This window comes from Thermoplasmataceae archaeon, assembly GCA_038729425.1.
GTDB lineage: Archaea > Thermoplasmatota > Thermoplasmata > Thermoplasmatales > Thermoplasmataceae > B-DKE.
Window position 1 is genome coordinate 323,153 of record JAVYSB010000001.1, and the last position, 19,160, is coordinate 342,312.

Here is a 19,160-nt window from a genome sequence, read left to right on the forward strand (position 1 = left end):
TTCTGTACTAATCTGGAATGATTTTCAGACCGGAGGACCGGTTGTCGCTGTTCCAGAAGCAGCCATCCTGATAGTAATTTCCCTGGTTCTGCTTGTGGTTATAAGAGTAGTCAAAAGTGGGATTCTATCTGGGGAGGGAAAGAGCAGATGATTGAAGTCGACCTGCGCAAAAAGCTTGGCGTCTTAGATATAAGGGCTTATCTGAATGACTCCGGTTTGATCTCGGTTTTCGGAAAGAACGGAAGTGGCAAAACTTCAACACTGCTTATGATAGCTGGATTTATGAGATACGATGAAGGCTATGTCAGGATTAATTCTAGGGACATTACAGTCCTTCCACCACAGAAACGGTCAGTGATTTACCTGAATCAGGAAACCTATTTCCCGAACCTGAACGTGAATGCACATATTGAGCGCGGAATAAGGAAGTCAAATGGCAATTATTCTGGATACGTTGAAAGAATAAAGAGCCTCTTGGGAATAGATTTTGAAGGCAAAATGAGGAATCTCAGCATGGGGCAGAGGATAAGGGTATCTCTCGCCACTGCACTAATCAACGGACCTGAACTAATTGCTGTAGATGAATCATTCTCGAATCTAGATGATAAGGAGACCGTATTATCGTGGATCAAAACATACGCGCGCCAGAACAGGATAGATATCCTGTTCGTTACTCAGGACAGAAGCGATCTGGACACCGCTGATCATGCCTACGAGATGTCCCTAGGGAAAACTGAAAAAATATTCTGAGCCTGAAAAGATCATGCCAGGATCGAAAAAACACTTTTGTGAGATTCCTAGGAAATCTTATTTATAGATTGGAAGTATAGCGCCGCAATGGACAGGATTCCTGCCTTTTTTTACAGATTTCTGGCTTCAAGGATGCTAGTGAGCGTACAGATGAACGCTTTTATTATCTTTTTCCTGTGGCTGATAGTTGAGGACTATAATTCTGTATTCCTTGCGGGAATGACTTCCGTTGTTTACCTTGCAGTGGAAATAGTCGCGTCGATACCTATCGGACATCTTATTGATCGGGTAAACAGCACCGTTATCAGTGCAGTCTCATCTGTTATTGCAGCTGTTGGTCCGGCGCTTCTTTTTTTCGGTTACTCCTTGCCAATAATATACGCCGCCACGGCCTTCATTACTCTTGGCCTGACCATGAAGGGTGACAGTTTTTCGGCTACCATAAAGAAGCACTTATCCGAGGACCAGTTCATTGCCGGCAACTCTAGGAATCAGGCGGCAAGCTTTGCGTCCACTCTCACTGGCACTGTGTTGGGTGGTGCCGCAATAATATTCTTCAGCGGATACATGTCTTACGTTCTGCTGGCCATCAGCCTCGCTTCAATAGGATCTTCCATGCCAATTAAAGAGAAGAGAGAGAAACCCTCAGGGGGTGTTATTAAGGAAATGGCTGGCGCAATAGGGTTTTACAGGAAAATACTTGGCTTTGTTATTATAGCTTTCATTATAAATGGACTTTTTGAATCACTGGACGTTTATTCCTCCGGGTTGTTTCATATTGTTCTGAAAACAAGTCCAATATATTATACGCTGTTCATAGCTTCGATATCTATTGGCGGCATCATCGGGGCTGTACCAGCCAGCCGTATGAAGCAAAGGCGTAACAGCGCCGTAATCATCTCCTTGATGGTTTTTCTTTATGCTCCTCTGTTCTTAATTTTGAGCATTAACCGGAACCCCATAATAGATGTGATAGACGCGTTAACCATTGGAATATTTCTCTCCCTCATTAACGTCCCGCTACAGAGCAAGCTCATGAAGATAATTCCAAGAAATATCTATGGGAAGATAATGGCATTTCTTAGGATATTCATCTCTGGATCAACCCCTGTGATGGCTGTAATTTTCTCTTCGGTTTCACTCCTTGACCCCGTAAATGTGATCCTCTTTTATATTGGAATTTTACTGTTCCCAATTACTATTCTTGCGTTCGCCGTGCTGCCAGGTTTCATGAGGCTTGAAACGAGCGATTCATTGGAATCCGTGGTGGCTTAATGATGAATAACGATTGAGGTCCGAAATGACATTTGAGACCATGATGATTCACATCTGTCAAGCAATAAAAATTATACGCGTAGACAATTTCCACCCATGATCGGAGTGATTCTGGCTGGTGGGTATGGAAAGAGACTAAAGCCCATTACAGACGAGATTCCTAAGACCCTGGTAAACATCAAGGACAATTATACCATAATGGACAGACAGATTTTTGATTTCAAAAATGTTGGGATCAATGAGATCTATGTTCTTTCCGGTTACCTCGGGCATAAGATAGAGGAAAGGTATGGCGAATCTGATGGAGAAGCGAACTTCCATTATTTTCGGGAAGAAAAGCCGCTCGGAACGCTTTTTTCAATCAGGAACCTGCTTGAGCATAGATCAGACCAGGATATCATCCTGAGGAATGGTGATACGGTTACCGACCTCAATATTGACAGGTTTCTGGAGTTCGCTAGTTCCTCCAAATACGGTATGACAATGTTCGTGACCCGGATGAAGAGCCCGTTCGGAATTGTCGAAACATTCGGGGACGAAGTAGTTTCGTTCAAGGAAAAGCCCTATCTGGATTACTACATAAATGCAGGATTCTACCTTATCAAAAAATCTGTTTTCAAGTATTTCTTTGAAGATTACTTCGATAAGGATGTTGAAACCACTGCATTCCCAAGGCTGGTCAGGGACAAAGAAGTCGGAGTTTATAGGGAAGATACCATGTGGATGGGAATAGACAGTGAGAAGGATCTTGAAATGGTCCGTGAGGAGTACATTAACCGGACTGATACGCCGTGCGGTTACATAAAAAATCTCTATAAAAGCGGAAAAAACAGCATAGTTGAATACTTCGTGAAATCTGGCAAGACACAGAAAATATCTGCAGGCAAGAACTCAGTTGCCCGTGTTCTTAGGGGTAACGGCATGATAGCTTCCGACACAGGTTCGAAATACAAAGAAAATCAGATTATCCCGCTGACTGAGGATGCGGAGTTTAGCGCATTTGACAATACAATAATCGACGTTACCAACGCCTGAGTCAGGGTGGTCATTTTATTTCCAATCCAGATAATTATTGCAAAATATGAGTTACTCTAATAGGTGGAAGAAAAGAAAATTTAATATCCATGATACAATTGGACACGAGATTATCGATGTCCGTTATGACAAGAGAGACTCTGATTAAGGCTCTCGAGAACACATACGGCAAGAAGGGGATGGTCCACAGTGATGTGGAGGAGCTCTGTGATTTTGTCCTGTCCTTCTTCGGCTATGAAGACTATGTACTCGATAATGTGCTTTCAGCTCCAGAAAGAGATGTGTTCTACAATCTGGAAGAATACGGGTTCCTTGAAACACACCGTGAAGAGGTTAACATCGTGAAAGGCAAACCGTGGAGGATCAACCAGTGGACTTACAAGAAAAAGAATATTTACAAAGCTGCGGACGCCTTGGCTGAGGAAGTCCCAGAAGGCAACATTTACGACGAAATATTCAAAGAGCTCAACAGCTGATTTTATCCTCATCAGCCGCTATTTGATTTAGCTGGTTCAGCTTTTCCAGTGCGTATGCTGAGTATAACCGTTGATGTGACAATGAGTCCGCCGCCAACAATCTGTAGCATACCCAACCTGGTTCCCAGTACTAGAACAGTTACAGCTACAGCACTCAGAGGCTCAAAGACCGAAAGGATGCTCGCCTCCGAGGGCTTTATGTATTTCAGGCTGTCCAGATAAAGCATGAACGCCAGTGCTGTACCGAAGATAATAACGAAGATAACCAAACTTATGGAAATCCAGTCCACGCGAAAATCTCCAAAGCTCCAGGGCGCGTAGAGAGGCATAATTATAAGGGAGCCCGAAAGCATGCCCCATCCGGTGACCATTGTGGTGTTGAACCTTTGAATGAGTCTGCGAGGATAGAGGGTATAAAATGCCGCTGCCACAGCAGATAACAGTCCAAATAACACGGCTAGATTGGAAATCTTAATGCCAGATAGAGACCCGTCCGTCAGCAGAAAGAACAATCCTCCCATTGCAAGGACAATCGACAAGATTTCCGCAGGGAGCACGGATTTTGAGGATGTGACCGCCAACCATGCCATGATGAAAAAAGGGTAGATGTATTGAAGAAGGGTAGCCGTTCCAGCATTACTGAAGTCTATTGTCAGGAAATATGTTAGTTGAACAGCAAGGAGTCCGACTATACCGAATATTATTATGGACAAAACATCACTACCACTAACTCTCTGATGGATTCCATTGGATTCACGCTTCAGATAAAAAAGAAGCAACAGGATTATGCCGGAAAAAAACATCCTGAGTTCCACCAAAAAGCCAGGCTGCACTTCATAATTGCTGAATAGATACTGGGCCGCAGTACCGGAAAGCCCCCAGAGCGAACTGGAGAAGATTACCATGACATACCCCCTTGATCGCAAACTTAACGTATCTTTCCCCCCAGATTCACTAGAACTTCAGGAACTTCTTCATTGGAATTCGCTGAGGTCATCTCCTCCTAACAACACTGCGAATGAAAAGTGCAATCCCGATTCCACCAAGTACTAGAGAGAGTCCGGTTTTCGGGCTGTCATACACAATGTGTTTCAGGGGATTCTTGTAGGGATCATATCGGTCAACATGCAACTCGTACCTATCCCTGAACTCAACAACATGGACACCCCTTTCCGATCCTTCAATAGATGCCCTCCAGTCCGCTATCTGACCCTTTGGTTCACCTATGGATCTCCGAAAAAGACCGCTTGAAAAAGGGTCCGGAACCTTATTTCCGAAACTGTCAACTTTCTGTATTGTCAGTGAACCTGCCATGAGAACTCTGGCAAGTGTTGCATTCCAGAAGTCCGGAGGAGTCTCACCTGTCATGGCAATGCATATCCTGATAACGATAAATTCTTTGCGATAGAAAAATAGTGCGGTAAAATTAATTGAATGGACAACATGAGGAAACCGCAGTTGTCATTATGGCCGAATTAAAAATATTAGATGCCATAACGGAGAAAACGCGAAGACGAAGCCTGGGGTATCACCTGACTCCTGTTGACGTGACCAATAAGTATATCCTGCCTGAAATAAGAAATCAAGTTCTTAGTTACAGTTGGACAGACAATTTCTGTGGAGACGGAAACCTAATATTCCCAATACTGGGGCAGATAGAACCTGACAAGAGGGCGAGTTTCTTCAGAGATCATCTTTTTCTTTCTGATATAAGACCTGAAGCAGTGGAAAATTGTAGGGAAACCGCCATGAAATATGGGATCCCGGAAGAGTACGCGCGCAGAAATATATTTCTGAACGATGGCTTGGCTTCTTTTCCTATGATCAGGACAAAGCATAAATTGATCCACATAACAAACCCGCCATACCTCTATCTCGGGTATATTTCCAAAACTCCTTCCGTAAAGCATTATCTCAAGTATTTTCAGAATGGCACCAAGGGACTTCAGGATCTTTACCAGATTGCCCTCTATCGTGACATTGAAGCGGGCCTGGAAAAGATGATTTACATTGTTCCTTCAAACTTCCTTTATGGAAATTCTGTTTCCAGCCACATTCGAAACATACTGTTTTCCAGATACACTCTGGAAAAGGCTATAATCATAGAGAAACGCATTTTTGAATTCACCGGCACCAATATTACGATATGTTTCTTCAGAAAGTCTAGTTCTCTGAATGTACAGGTAACCTTTCCGTTAGTGAAAGCCGGGTCCAATGTAACCGAATCTGAAATGACGCTGGAGAGAGAGAATAGTTACCGTGCTGGTTCAACCTTTTTCAATACCCTTTCTGCCCTCCGGAGGGGGGACGTCGTTTTCAGGTTTTATCTCCTTGAAAAGGAACTTCTGGATAATCCCGGATATAACACAGTTCTGGTCACAGATGCAAGCCGCTTTAATGGAAGAAAATATGTATCCACTGCTTACCTAGTAAACGACAGAACGTCAAAGAAAATATCTGAAAACCTACTTTTTCTTAAGACCCTAGACTCTGGATCGGTGGAAGGCAGATGCGGCCTTTACAGGACTGCAGACGTCTTCGGCACCCAAGCCATAATGATATCAGGATCTCCCTACAGAACTCACCCCATTCAGCTTATGATTGAGAATGTATCGGGAGGGGAGCAGGAATTCATGGAGCGTTTTTTCAACCTAATACTGGAACATTATAGGAAACAGCTGGATAGCGAATTCATGACAACTTACAGATACTCAAATTCAAACTATACCAGAAAATACCTTGGTCTCAACCAGGCAAAACTAATTCTCGATTCCTACCCCTTGTCAATGACAGAAACAAAGCGGGAAAAATTCCATAAATTGGTACTGGAAGGATCGGCGGAAAACGTAATTCGTTTCTTAAGAGATGAGCCAAACCCCAGATTATGCCGGGGTTTGCTTTCTTAGTTTCAGATAAATGTGGGTAAGCTTTTAAGTGCCGATACTAATACACAGGTGTGTTTAAGTCACACGGTAACCTTACCCCCTTATTCAGTGCAGTTGTTGTGATTATGGTACTATCAAGTGTTTACGTCGTTCCGAGTCACGTTGTGAGCAGCGCGATTTCTGACGCTTCCTCTGAACCCAGCAATTTGCCAGCTAACAATTCTGGCTCAAATTCCTCCATACAGAACGTTTCGGCCGAGAGCCAGTTCATTTCCACAGTTTCTAGTATTATAAACACTTCTGGATCCTCCAGCAGACTACTCTTTCTCCCAAATATGAATGCAGATGCGGGAATCAGCAATGGTCACGTTACTCCTCTGTATACTGGCGCCCCCGCCCCAATGGGCATAGGAGATTTTGGTATCATCAATGGAACGGGGATTAACTACAATACCTCAAGTTTCTCCTCGACGATCACGATCAACAACATGAGCGCATATTATCTGCTGAATGATGGCCCACATTCCTTCTCCGGTCAGCTCAATACTGTGTTGACTAACGTAACTATCGAGGGGCAGACTGGGTACACTTACTGGACACAGAATGTTTTTATTTATTCCACGAGAACACACACACTGTCCTTTGAAAACAACATCTGGAACTTCACAGGTGCTTCATCAATAATGCAGAGCGGTACTATATCAAACAGCACTGGAAATGTATACCCGAATTCACAGGTCTACATTGCAATTGGACCCAGCTTTACGGTTAGCGAGCCTTTCGCCCTGACCCTGTACCTGAACGAAACGAATGATCCCGCCACGCATAACAATGTTGTGTATTTCAATTATAGCATAACGGGAAACATAAATGGAACGCAGGCAACTGTGAGCAATACTTACGACAGGGTAACTTTCAACTCGGACCCGCGTAGCGGTATGCCACATAGTGCCGCACATTTCCATGTGAGCGGTACAGAATTGCTTCCAAATGGGCTTCTTTATGATGCTGAATTCATGATTGGGGGGCCGGGAGGCGGCAGCACCACTACAATCTACGCCATAAATGCGGCCCTGACATTGAAATATCTATTCGGAGACCATTATACCTCTGTAAAATCCGCTTATGACTTCGGCACAGATACCGGTGAGACCTCATCCGGAATCTCAGAATACTACACACCAAACGATTTGGTATATATGAACGCCGGCCCGTCTCTACTTTACGGGATGTGGAACACCACAAATATAACCAGTATTGAATCGGTGGGGAGCGGATACTCAGTTTTCAGAGGCGAGATGGCTCCATCAAATGGCTTCATTTTTGTAAGCCAGGGAAAGACTTTTAATCAGACTTCGGCTCAGTGGGCCCCAACGACAGCAAACGGCAGTTTCACCCTCATCTTGCCACCCGGCAGTTACTCTGCAGAGACGTTAATGAGTAATCATAATCCGGTAGTTTCGACTTTAAAATCTTCATCAACCACGAACTTTGCAATGACTCTGAACTACGCTACCGGCATATACACCCCATTGTTTGCATCCAATAATGGTCAACTGGCTAATATCAGCTATAGTGGAAGAGGGATGGAACAATCCCCTTATGTTCTGTACGGCTCCAATCAAACAGTCTCGATGAACCCGTTGTTTGCCGAAATGAATGATTTTACGTTTCCAGTTTTTGGAGGGCTAATGATTAGCAACGTGAGCAATTACACTGTGATAACCCCCCCGGCGTTCAAGATAGAGTACCCATCCATGTACTTCTATATTCTCACAGTTCTAGGCCTTCCAGATGTGAACTATCTCACAATGCAGGTGTATCAGTCTTCTAACCTTACCATAGAGAATTCTTCCTATGTTTCTGGCTGGTTTTCAAGCTATACCAGCGGATTTCCAGTGGCCAACATTGTCCTTTGGAACTCCACCGGCATTAACGTGACCGGCAATTACTTCCTGAGCGAGGGGAGCTCACTTTTAATATACAACAATGACACGACACTTTCCAACAATACAGTCACCGGCAATTTCTTCGCTATTGACGGCACGACGACCAATGCCTTCGAGATTAACTACTTGAATTCAAACACTCCCATGGGGTTGCAGCTTTACAGTTCTCATAACAGGATATACAATAACTTCTTTTCCGGAACTGAACCGGTGTATAGTCCAAGTGGCAACGGAAGTAACATCTACACCGGTGGGGCCGCAATATACACGGATAATCAATGGAATGTCTCACCAATCCGCGGAAGGAACATCATTGGCGGCTCCTACATAAGTGGGAATTACTGGATGAGCGATGTTTATGGTCCGGGTATATCGTTCAACGACTATGGAAATATAGCAAATGGGTCTGATCAGAGCCCGATCTTTTATCCACAGTCTCTAATATTCACCACGCAATACATACCGCCCGCCACAACATTTTTGGTTGAATTCGAGTCAACCTCTCTTACGCCGAGCGGTGCTCCGGCCATTCTGTTTGGAGGAGTCCAGGTAAAACCAACTATATTTTCACAAACTTCATCAATTGAGTTCTACTTGCCTAATGGAACATATGAGTACTATGCCAATGCCACCGGTCCATATGAACCGATCTATGGGAATGTAACCTTGAACGGTGGCCATCTTAATATTAATCTGCCATTTTACTCAACCGCGATACCTGAGGAATTCGCAGTCCTATTTGCGGAGAAGGGCCTCCCTGGTGGAACAAAGTGGTCTGTGACGCTTAATGGCCATCAATACAGCAGCACGAACGGCACCATCGAGATCCCTGGTCAGACACCGGGAATGTATAACTACACGATTGACACGGTTGTAGGCTATGTATCGAGCAGCGGTGGATCCTTCCAGCTTGGATACAATAACACCTATATTGGCATAACCTTCGTGCAGACTATTTCACCTCTGCTGCTTGCAGGATACATGATACTGGGGTTAATTGCTGGAGCCCTTGCGGCATCCTTCGTCGTATATTCCAAGATGAAAAAAAAGTGAGTCGGTAGATTCCGAGCTGCCTTGAACAGGAAAAGGGAATCAATTTCCCGGGGTGAAGTTCTTCCGTGATCCATGGTTTTTAGGCAAACCTCATATAGGTTCCATGTAATTCTTATGCGCTGATTATGGGACTCGGAAAAAAAGACCTTACAAGAAAGAAGAAAAGCATTGAGCTTAGGATACAGGAGCTTGAAGCGAAGGTACATAAAAACCCTTTGAATAAACAGTTGCAGGAAGAGCTTGCTGAAGAAAAAAGGAAACTAACAAAAATTCAGTAGTAATTTCGGACACAAAAAATCGTGTCCATTAAAAAATTATTTTGATTCAGAAGGTGACCACTCAAAGCCGGTCGTGACTATTTCTTTAGCTCTATCAGTGTATCGTCTCTTTCCCAGCACTTCCCTGGCAAACAGGGTGAGCAACGCTGCAACCGCGAAAGATATCCCTGCTATGAAGTAAATATCTGTAAATGCTCCCTGCAGTGGGACTGATACTGATCTGCCACTGATCACATACATTACCGCTATTGATGTCATTATTGAGCCAGCTATTGGCGCCCCTATACTGCTTCCCACGCTCCTGAATGTTCCGTTCATGGCCGTTGCGAGTCCCATGTCCCTGGGATTAACAGTCAGAACTATGAGGTTTATTAGCGATGCGTTTAGCAGTGAGAGCCCGGCGCCAATTATGAATTCGTAAGATAGCATCTGAATAAAGGAATGCGCAAATGCCATCAGTATGAACCCAATGCCTGCTACAATTGATCCGGATATTGCCAGTGGTTTTACACCAACCTTTGAAACCAGAGAACCAGCAACTGGAGCTATTATGAGCATTGCTATAGCGAATGGAATAAGGGAGAGCCCCGTTTGCAGGATAGTCAGATTGTATCCGGGAGCTATGGGTTGCTCAAACTGGATGCTCATTGACTGTAGTGCCAGAAACATGCCCATTCCTGCTATGGACAGCACAACGTTAGCTACCATAACGTTCCTTTCAGCAAGCAGCCTGAAATCGAGAATAGCTTCACCTGACTTTCTGGTGTACCTGATCTCGTACAGTACCAGTGGGACTATCAGAACTGCTCCTATTACAAGAAGGCCGATGGTATCCAGGGAAACCCATCCCCATGTTGGCCCCTCAGAAAGTGCAAACACAAAAGACGAAAGCAGTCCGGCGAGCAATACGGCTCCATAGTAATCAATCTTTGTTTCCGGCCTCCTGAACCTTGACTCCCTGACAACAAATATCGCTAGCATCGAAAGCAGCAGGACAAATGGTATTGCAGTGTGATAGGTCATTCTCCATCCGAAGTCATTGGATACGAATGATCCAAGTGGGATGCTGATGGCAAACCCTGCACCGAACATGGCACTTATAAGGGCCTGCGCCTTTGGTACCATCTCCTTTGGAAATTCTTCCCTTACGAGGCTCATCCCCAGTGGCATGACCGTCATTCCAACCCCTTGAATGAACCTTGATACGATCATGAAAGTCAGATTTGGAGAAAAACCGGTCACTGATACGGCAGCTGCATAAATGATTAGGACAATGGACATCATCTTCTTCTTACCGTAAATGTCACCTAGTTTCCCAACTATGGGCGTGAATGCTACACCACCTACTAGGTAGATAGAGAGTATGAGGCTTACCTGCGCATACGTGACGCCGAAGCCGTGGGCTATGGAGTTAAGCGACGGGGTAAGCATACCTTCTATGTACATTACCACCACCACCGTTCCGGCCAGGATCAGCATCACCTTGTTTGCATAAGATCGGTCAAATTCGTGGATACTTTTGTACTCTGATGGTTGTGTTTCAGTCATTTTTATCTTTTCCTCTTTTCACTAGCCTTCTGATCCACTATTTTCCTGATCTTTGAGGCAAGATCCGAAAGTAAATTCCCAAGATCGTTCAACTTCTGTGCATCAAAACCTTCGAGAACGTTTATCATTATTTCCTTCTGTCGGCTTTCCATTCTATCAAAAAGATCCCTGCTTTTGTCCGTCAGGGAAACAAGTGTGCCGCGCCTATCTTCTGGGTCGGGTTCTCTAGTCACCCAACCATGAGACTCAAGCGTATCTGTGAGACCTGTGACCGTGGGGTTGCTAACGCGCAGGAAATTGGCCAGCGAGGAAAGACCCTGTGATCCGTGGTCACCAACATATCTAAGCAGCAGGTATTGAGGCATGATTATGTTCTCTTCCTTTAGTTTTTCCATCATGAGAAACATCGTCTCCCGGTGAAATGATTTCATTCCATTGAGAAAGGGTGATAACTCAATTTCGGAAAAAGCATACTCTCCGGATTTCGTAGCATCAGTGTTTTTCAAGGCAGCAATAATTATTTAGGACTACTTAAAGGTTATGTTATCCTTAATATTTTTATCAGAATAGTTATGGTTGTATGCGTTATAATTTGTACCACTTCTGTTCTCTCTATTCTTCAAATATTGCTATCTCAATTCACCTCACAGATAACAATATTCAAAACCCCACATATCATAGGGATTTTCAGGAAAATCATAAATTATATTTAGAATCTTATCTCCATACTTTTATTAGTCGTATCCACATCCACACTGTATAGCCTCTATTTCAGTGTCGTGCTCAGCTCCACATTGATCGCAGACATATTCTTTTCCGTCCACTATCCACACCTCCATGGTTAAAGCAGTTTTACCCGCATATAAATTTTGCCGTAATTAGCTTCGGCAATTGCTGAATCGGTTATCTTGTATTAAACCCATAACCTGCAATAAATGGTCCTACACGTAAAAGGGAATCCGAAAAATAAAAATGATATGGGTATGAATAACTTCACGCCCATGTACTTATATTATGCGAAAAAGTGCATTCCAATGGCGATATTCAACGTTACAGCGAACATAAGGTACATCAGCCAGATACCGGTCACAACATGCCACAGTCCTTTGACTCTCGTCCAGAACCTGCTTTCGAACAGACTGGCCGGTATATCCGAAATGTACACAAGAGCAAGCAGAACGAACAGTATCCCGACCCCAACGTCTGCTCCGTTATACAGGAATACCGTGGCACCAGTTATGGATATCCACAGAAACGCGAATGCCATATAACCATCCACCCGCATATCGGCGCCTTTATATCTGTTGTAACCAAGCGCGAACCAATGTACGCCGTATGACGTGAAGGCAAGCGCCGCCATGTATAGAATGGGCGAACCACCGAATGCGCTGGGAACGAGTGTAAGCCCAAGAAACAGGTAGGTTCCCGTCAATAGCTGGAGGAAACCTGGCATCCATATTCCCCACTGACCCAATGACAAATTCAGTCTATCAGACTTTTCTGGTTTTCCAAGGATTTCCCACGGGCCATAAATTAAATATCCCGTTCCCAAACCAAAGAATCCCAGCGCTACTGGAGCTAAAGATACTGGTACGCTCATAATTACCCAATGTATAATACAGTATTCATTACTTAATAATTTCGGAGATTGCCTATCAACCGATACTGATAATGGAAGAACATCGTTGTGTCAATCAGTGGAGCTTGGAATTTCAAGCTTTCCATCGGATTTACCCGGCCTTATATGGTACTAGTCTATTGCAAAGTTCCCAACCTGAAAGATTCCCTGTACCATCTTATAGCTTCTGCATGAATCTCCCTAATGGTACTGTTTTTCCCCTCTTGATAGGAATCAACGTCTTCAGGGTACCTGTTCACAAGCTTTATTTTCAGGCCACCATATCTCTTAGCAACTTCCGGATGGCCCCTCAAATAGTCCCTGAATGCAATGTGTCGTTCTATGTGCTCGTTTCCGTCTTCGAAAATGTGTACATGGTGTGTATGCTCTTCTTGCCCTTTATAGAAATATCTTCGTCCTGGTATGCCGAATTCCCTCATTGAAGTATACCCTAAGGATTCCATATCACCAATGAAGTTGTCAACCCTGTTTATGTCCACTACCACTACAAGAATGCCAATTACTGGCTTGATTTCAAGCCTGGAACCGCGGTGCTTCCAATGTGAAAAACTCCTCTGACTTCATTCCAGAAGATTTCTCGGATCTTCATCGCCCCTTTCCCAAATTCCACCTGATAACTCTCATCCCATTCCCTGACTGTGACTTTCCTCATCTTTTTTGGTTATACAGTTTCTGAACAAAAACATGTTTGTGCTCGGATTCCTGTGCTAGCCCCCAGATTTGAAATCTTTTTGGAAGAAATTCAGCGACGTTCTATTATTCTTTCAATTGAGACAAAACTCTTATCTTTATCCACCTCGTGTATTAATCATGAAAGACGTCAAAAGTGAAGACATGAAGATGGCCGGTTTCTTACTTTTCGTTGGCGTTGTGCAATTTTTCCTTTTTATGCTGATTTCGGAGGCAATTTATCCTGGATATAGTGTTTCGGGAAATTACATCAGTGACCTCGGAGTTGGAGAAACAGCTTATATTTTCAATTCGTCAATAATTCTGTTTGGGGTTTTCATCATTTTATCCGCCCTATTGATTAGAAAGTTGTCGTTGACATTCATTATATTGATCGTACTGGCTGGCATAGGTGCTATTGGTGTCGGCTCCTTTCCAGAAACAACGGGAAATGCCCACCTGATCGCATCGTTCATTGTATTTCTGATGTCCTCATTGGCACCGTTTTTCCTCCTGACTAAAGTGAAAAGCTACTACGCCATCGGATGGGCTGTTCTTGGATCGATTGGGCTTATTTCATTGATCCTGTACGCTTTTGGAATTTACCTTGGTCTTGGTAATGGTGGAATGGAAAGGATGATAGCGTATCCGAACCTGCTCTGGGCACTCACCTTCGGAGGGTGGCTTATGGGTAAATCTGGTTACTGATCTCATACAAGCTATCCAATCCTTATGAATCGCTGAATTGCACATTCTTTCATTACCAGAACAATAAGATCGCCTGACCATAGTGCAAATTTCCACTATACTAAATAAATGCAGCCACCTGCTATATTGGATTAGAATGGCGGTCAAAAATGAGAAACTTCAAATAAAGCAGTCTCTCGGTCGGGAACAGGGTGTAATTTGGACCTCTTAAAGATCCGTTCCAAAATGATTTTGTTGTGGTATTAGTGCACTCTTCTTTCTAATGATTTATGGAGCAACTGCGTATAATAATTTAAATGAACCCTGACAGCGGAAACATGTTTATTGTGCATAACCATGGTCCAGAAAGTAATATCTTCAATCGTTTCCTAGCCAATTTTCCGTTAAAGCTAAAAAAAGCTGAACTTATCCTTCTTAACAACATCTATATATCACAAGTGCTTACAAATTATAATGGTTATCTGGACATAAATCGAAAAGATAACGCCCTGATAATCGGTTGGTTGCTGGAATCATGATGTCGAATAAAATAAGTACAACGATAAATAATGAGCCTGTCATTGTTGGGAGCGGAACAGTTCTTAAGGCGCTTCTGGAGAATGGAATTGAAGTTCCACATATATGTTACCAGCCAAATCTTGGGCCATTAAGAACTTGCGATACGTGCATCGTAGAGATCGACGGTAAAATGGCCCGTTCCTGCTCAACAGATGTAAGCGAGGGCATGGTGATTGATACACTTAAACCATCAGTGCACGAGACTCAAGTCGAGGCTACGAACAGGATACTGCACAATCATGAGCTATATTGCACTGTCTGTGAAAACAACAATGGAAATTGCGATCTGCACAACACTGTCCACCAGCTTGGCATAGATCAACAGAAATACCCATTCGAGCCAAAACGGTACAGGGTGGATGACAGCAACCCCTTTTATGTTTATGACCCGAACCAGTGTATTCTTTGTGGGAGATGCGTCGAAGCCTGCCAAGATGTCCAGGTCAACGAAACTCTTTCAATAGACTGGTCCCTTGATCGCCCACGTGTGATCTGGGATAATAATGTGGCAGTTAACGATTCATCCTGTGTCTCATGTGGTCACTGCGTTACTGTGTGCCCTGTGAATGCCCTTATGGAAAAAACCATGCTTGGGAAGGCTGGATTTTTAACCGGGATAAAGGAGAAACCAAAAAGGCAGATGATCGACCTTGTCAAGCATCTTGAGCCCACGGTCGGGATGAAACCTGTGATGGCTATTAGTAACATTGAATCCGCAATGAGAAAGAGTCAGATCAAGAGGACAAAAACTGTGTGTACCTATTGCGGAGTAGGCTGCTCCTTTGAAATGTGGACAAGGGGCAGGGACATACTGAAAATTCAGCCAGTGCCGGAGTCCCCGGCAAATGGAATCTCCACATGCATAAAGGGTAAATTTGGATGGGACTTTGTAAACAGCCCTGACAGGCTGACCGTTCCATTGATAAGGGACGGGAATCATTTCAGGAAAGCTTCGTGGGAAGAAGCGATCAGTTATACAGCCAAGAGACTCCTTGATTTAAAACAGAAGTACGGCGGAGATGCAATAGAATTTATTGCCTCATCCAAGGGAACTAATGAGGAGGCGTTCCTTGTGCAGAAGCTTGCGAGACAGGTGTTTGGCACGAACAACGTGGACAATAGCTCAAGATTCTGTCAGGCTCCGGCAACCACAGGCCTCTGGAGAACGGTGGGTTACGGTGGTGATTCAGGATCGATCAGTGACATATACCAGTCAGAACTCATAATCGCTGTTGGAACCAATACCGCTGAATCGCATCCTGTGCTTGCCACGCGGGTAAAGAGAGCACATAAGCTCAATGGCCAGAAGCTGATTGTCTCGGACCTAAGGAAACATGAAATGGCTAGCAGAGCCGACATATTCCTGCATCCCAATCCTGGAACTGATCTTGTCTGGCTTTCTTCAGTTACAAAGTATATTATTGATCAGGGTTGGGAAGCGAAGGAGTTTATCAGCAACAGGACCAATGACTTCGAAAAATATAAAAAGAGTCTGGAATCATTCTCACTGGACTTCGCGGAGAAAATTACCGGCATCAAGAAAGATACTCTGGTGAAAGTTGCTGAAACGATTCATTCCGTGAAAACCATGTGTATCCTCTGGGCAATGGGTGTGACACAGCATCAGGCAGGAAGCGATACGTCCACAGCCATATCAAATCTCCTTCTCGTTACGGGAAATTATGGCAGGCCAGGCACTGGTGCCTATCCCCTGAGAGGGCATAACAACGTGCAGGGTGCCAGCGATTTTGGTGCGATGAACGCCTATCTCCCCGGCTACCAGAAGGTATCAGATGAAAAGGCCAGAAAGAGATTTGAAGATGAGTGGAAGTGCAAGCTGCCTGATGCCCCTGGAATTGACAACCAGAACTGCATGGAAAATGTGGACAGCGGCAAGATAAAGGGCATGTATATCGTGGGTGAGGAAGTGGCAACGACGGGGTCATCAGTGAACTATATTAGAGAAATGCTAGACAGGCTGGAATTCCTCGTCGTTCAGGACATATTCCTCTCAGAAACTGCCAAACATGCTGACGTTGTTCTTCCAGCGGCGGTCAGCCTGGAAAGGGACGGCACTTTCACAAACACAGAGAGAAGAATACAGCGCATATTCAAGGTCATGGAGCCCCTTGGAGAATCTAAACCTGACTTTGAAATTATCCAGATGATTGCCAGGGAGATAGGTTATGACTGGAACTACAAGGATCCTTCAGAGGTCATGGAAGAAGCTTCAAGGGTAGTGCCTATGTTCTCCGGAGTTTCCTACAGCCATCTGAAAGGATTCGACAGCATGCAGTGGCCCACGTTCCCTGACGGGACTTCGTCCCCATTGCTCTATGAAAAGGAGTTCCACTTCCCAGACGGCAAGGCGGTATTTTACCCGTTGAAATACAGTCCGCCACTACCCATGGACGAGGAGTTTGATCTCCATCTTAACAACGGCAGGTTACTGGAGCATTTCCATGAAGGAAATGAAACCTACCAGAGCCCCGGCATTAGGGATAAGGTGCCGTCCACCTTTGTTGAGATATCACCCGACCTAGCTAAGGAGAGAGGCATTGAAGATGGTGATGAAGTCAGGTTGACATCTAAATGGGGCTCCCTGAAGACCAGAGCCCTCATAACAGATCGCGTGAAGGGAAATGAGATGTATATGCCAATGAACGACTCGGGAGATGAGGCGGTAAATATTCTCACAAGCCGGTTCATGGATCCGATAGCCCATACAGCCGCGTACAAGGAACTACCGGTGAAGATGGAGAAAATTCCCGGAGTGAAACCGAGAATTCCCCTCCCAAGGACTAACCCTAGATTCCAGCAGGCTAAACCCCAGATAAGCGTCAGGGTAGAAGATAAGTGGAGAAGACCAGATTACAGCAGTTTGATAAGTGGAGGAGAAAAGTGAAATGTCGGAATCAATAGCGGAGATTAAAGCCGATGAAGAGAGCCTAGACGAGCAGCAGGTTATTTCTAAGCTGCTTCTTGAATCGGCGAAGCCAATCTCGGAAGCAATGGCAGCAATCAAGGCATTAAGCGAAAGTGGCATTCTTTCTATGATTGCCTCTTTTGCAAGCAATTACCAGGATGTTCTGGCGGAGCTGATGGATGGGCTTACCGATGATCGCATGGAGAATTTCATGCTGAACCTGTCGTCCATATTCACACTGTTGTCAAGGTTACCTCCGGGTATGGTAAGAGGTTTCATGGAGAACGCAGCCAGCGAAATGAACGGCGGAAACGACGAGAAAAACCTGAAACCGCTTGGGTTGCTCTCAATGTTATCTCTATTCAAAGACAGCGACGCAAGCGCCGGATTAAGGATACTCGTCGGTACTATGAAAGGTTTCACAAAACAGACTAGAAAAGAGGGAACGTGAGAATAAGTGGAAACGGGTGTTGCCATCGAACGTGTGACAAGATTTTCTGAACCGATGGGCTGGACAGAGGATTCGGACAATATTGTGACTGAAGAACCTATGGAGATCAGACTGCTACACAATGGAAAAGCGGAAAGCATAGCTGTAACAATGAGAACACCCGTCAATGATGAGGAGCTTGCCATTGGTTTCCTTTTCAGCGAAGGTTTCATAAAGAAATTCGACGACATAACATCTGTCAGGATCATTGAGAACGGAAACGTTGTCGAAGTGTCACTTTCATGCGACACGAAAAATACATATCACACGGGCAGAAATTTCTACATGAGCTCCAGCTGCGGAGTATGTGGAAAGAGCAATATAAATGAGATTTTTCTGAAAGGAGTCGGGGTTGTTCACGGATCTGCCAGAATCAGTTCCAGAATGCTTCTATCGCTTCCGGAGAAAATGAGGCGAAAACAGAAGTTATTCGGTTATACTGGAGGGATCCATGCAGCTTCACTTTTTGATGTATCGGGGAGGCATCTTGTTACGATGGAGGATATTGGCCGTCATAATGCAGTCGACAAGTGCATAGGATACATGTTATCAAATAGACTGATAGGGAAAATGAATACGGTCCTGCAGATCAGTGGAAGGGGTGGATTCGAAATTCTCCAGAAAGCTGCCATGGCAGGAATACCTATCGTGTCTTCAGTATCTGCACCTTCTAGCCTTGCTATAGATGTTGCCGAGACATTCGGCATCACGCTTGTCTGTTTCGTGAGGAATGACCGCTTTAATGTTTACGCCAACCCACAAAGAATATTGGCCTGAATCACAAGTGCTCTGGAATGGCAGATTGGTTGCATTTACGAAATTTCAGAATTCTGATCTACAGGAGAGTGCCACTGCATAGATAATAGCGAGGGGTGCTACAAGTGGCTTTAACTCTTGCGAACCGTAGTTGTGTAAAAATTT

Annotated in this window: 18 protein-coding genes; 11 read left to right on the forward strand and 7 right to left on the reverse strand. The window is 44.4% G+C overall.

Annotation, left to right across the window (positions count from 1 at the left end; all coding sequences use genetic code 11):
• Window positions 1-147 precede the first annotated feature (147 nt).
• The 4 genes from QW597_01625 (at window position 148) to QW597_01640 (ending at window position 3,536) form a co-directional block, all read left to right on the forward strand.
• The gene (locus QW597_01625; protein MEM0155288.1) at window positions 148-750 is read left to right on the forward strand and encodes an ATP-binding cassette domain-containing protein; all 603 of its coding nucleotides are present in this window, start codon (window positions 148-150) and stop codon (window positions 748-750) included.
• A gap of 87 nt (window positions 751-837) precedes the next feature.
• A complete protein-coding gene (locus tag QW597_01630; GenBank protein MEM0155289.1) occupies window positions 838-2,025 on the forward strand; it encodes an MFS transporter in 1,188 nt (395 codons plus the stop codon).
• A 96-nt stretch (window positions 2,026-2,121) separates the two neighbouring features.
• On the forward strand, window positions 2,122-3,060 hold the full coding sequence (locus QW597_01635; GenBank protein MEM0155290.1) for a nucleotidyltransferase family protein: 939 nt from the start codon (window positions 2,122-2,124) through the stop codon (window positions 3,058-3,060).
• Window positions 3,061-3,149: 89 nt separating this feature from the next.
• Window positions 3,150-3,536 carry a DUF6015 family protein gene (locus tag QW597_01640; GenBank protein MEM0155291.1) on the forward strand — a complete coding sequence of 129 codons (387 nt, stop codon included), beginning with the start codon at window positions 3,150-3,152 and terminating at the stop codon, window positions 3,534-3,536.
• Between the two features lie 11 nt (window positions 3,537-3,547).
• Here QW597_01640 and QW597_01645 read toward each other — a convergent pair whose 3' ends face one another.
• Both QW597_01645 and QW597_01650 read right to left on the reverse strand, forming a co-directional pair.
• Window positions 3,548-4,441 (reverse strand): DMT family transporter, encoded by an 894-nt coding sequence (locus tag QW597_01645; protein ID MEM0155292.1) that lies wholly within the window; start codon window positions 4,439-4,441, stop codon window positions 3,548-3,550.
• Between the two features lie 88 nt (window positions 4,442-4,529).
• A complete protein-coding gene (locus QW597_01650; protein ID MEM0155293.1) occupies window positions 4,530-4,904 on the reverse strand; it encodes a hypothetical protein in 375 nt (124 codons plus the stop codon).
• A 62-nt stretch (window positions 4,905-4,966) separates the two neighbouring features.
• Between QW597_01650 and QW597_01655 the strand changes: the two genes are divergently transcribed.
• The 3 genes from QW597_01655 (at window position 4,967) to QW597_01665 (ending at window position 9,701) form a co-directional block, all read left to right on the forward strand.
• Window positions 4,967-6,442, forward strand: coding sequence for an SAM-dependent DNA methyltransferase (locus tag QW597_01655; GenBank protein ID MEM0155294.1), 1,476 nt, complete (start codon window positions 4,967-4,969; stop codon window positions 6,440-6,442).
• Window positions 6,443-6,492: 50 nt separating this feature from the next.
• Window positions 6,493-9,423 carry a thermopsin family protease gene (locus tag QW597_01660; protein ID MEM0155295.1) on the forward strand — a complete coding sequence of 977 codons (2,931 nt, stop codon included), beginning with the start codon at window positions 6,493-6,495 and terminating at the stop codon, window positions 9,421-9,423.
• A 125-nt stretch (window positions 9,424-9,548) separates the two neighbouring features.
• A complete protein-coding gene (locus tag QW597_01665; GenBank protein ID MEM0155296.1) occupies window positions 9,549-9,701 on the forward strand; it encodes a hypothetical protein in 153 nt (50 codons plus the stop codon).
• Between the two features lie 36 nt (window positions 9,702-9,737).
• Here QW597_01665 and QW597_01670 read toward each other — a convergent pair whose 3' ends face one another.
• From QW597_01670 to QW597_01690, 5 genes are all read right to left on the reverse strand, one after another.
• Complete coding sequence (locus tag QW597_01670; protein ID MEM0155297.1) at window positions 9,738-11,249, reverse strand: MFS transporter; 1,512 nt, start codon at window positions 11,247-11,249, stop codon at window positions 9,738-9,740.
• Between the two features lie 2 nt (window positions 11,250-11,251).
• On the reverse strand, window positions 11,252-11,755 hold the full coding sequence (locus QW597_01675) for a MarR family transcriptional regulator (protein ID MEM0155298.1): 504 nt from the start codon (window positions 11,753-11,755) through the stop codon (window positions 11,252-11,254).
• A 506-nt stretch (window positions 11,756-12,261) separates the two neighbouring features.
• A complete protein-coding gene (locus QW597_01680; protein MEM0155299.1) occupies window positions 12,262-12,849 on the reverse strand; it encodes a hypothetical protein in 588 nt (195 codons plus the stop codon).
• 155 nt (window positions 12,850-13,004) lie between these two features.
• A complete protein-coding gene (locus QW597_01685; protein ID MEM0155300.1) occupies window positions 13,005-13,373 on the reverse strand; it encodes a GrpB family protein in 369 nt (122 codons plus the stop codon).
• 14 nt (window positions 13,374-13,387) lie between these two features.
• Entirely contained in the window at window positions 13,388-13,540 is a 153-nt protein-coding gene (locus tag QW597_01690) for a GrpB family protein (protein MEM0155301.1), read from the reverse strand.
• Between the two features lie 158 nt (window positions 13,541-13,698).
• Between QW597_01690 and QW597_01695 the strand changes: the two genes are divergently transcribed.
• The 4 genes from QW597_01695 to fdhD all read left to right on the forward strand — a co-directional run bounded on the left by QW597_01695 (window position 13,699) and on the right by fdhD (window position 19,016).
• Complete coding sequence (locus tag QW597_01695) at window positions 13,699-14,265, forward strand: DUF998 domain-containing protein (GenBank protein ID MEM0155302.1); 567 nt, start codon at window positions 13,699-13,701, stop codon at window positions 14,263-14,265.
• Between the two features lie 514 nt (window positions 14,266-14,779).
• On the forward strand, window positions 14,780-17,728 hold the full coding sequence (fdhF, locus tag QW597_01700; GenBank protein ID MEM0155303.1) for a formate dehydrogenase subunit alpha: 2,949 nt from the start codon (window positions 14,780-14,782) through the stop codon (window positions 17,726-17,728).
• A gap of 1 nt (window position 17,729) precedes the next feature.
• Complete coding sequence (locus tag QW597_01705; protein MEM0155304.1) at window positions 17,730-18,200, forward strand: DUF1641 domain-containing protein; 471 nt, start codon at window positions 17,730-17,732, stop codon at window positions 18,198-18,200.
• 6 nt (window positions 18,201-18,206) lie between these two features.
• Window positions 18,207-19,016, forward strand: a complete 810-nt coding sequence (gene fdhD, locus QW597_01710) for a formate dehydrogenase accessory sulfurtransferase FdhD (GenBank protein ID MEM0155305.1) — start codon at window positions 18,207-18,209, stop codon at window positions 19,014-19,016.
• Window positions 19,017-19,160: the final 144 nt, after the last annotated feature.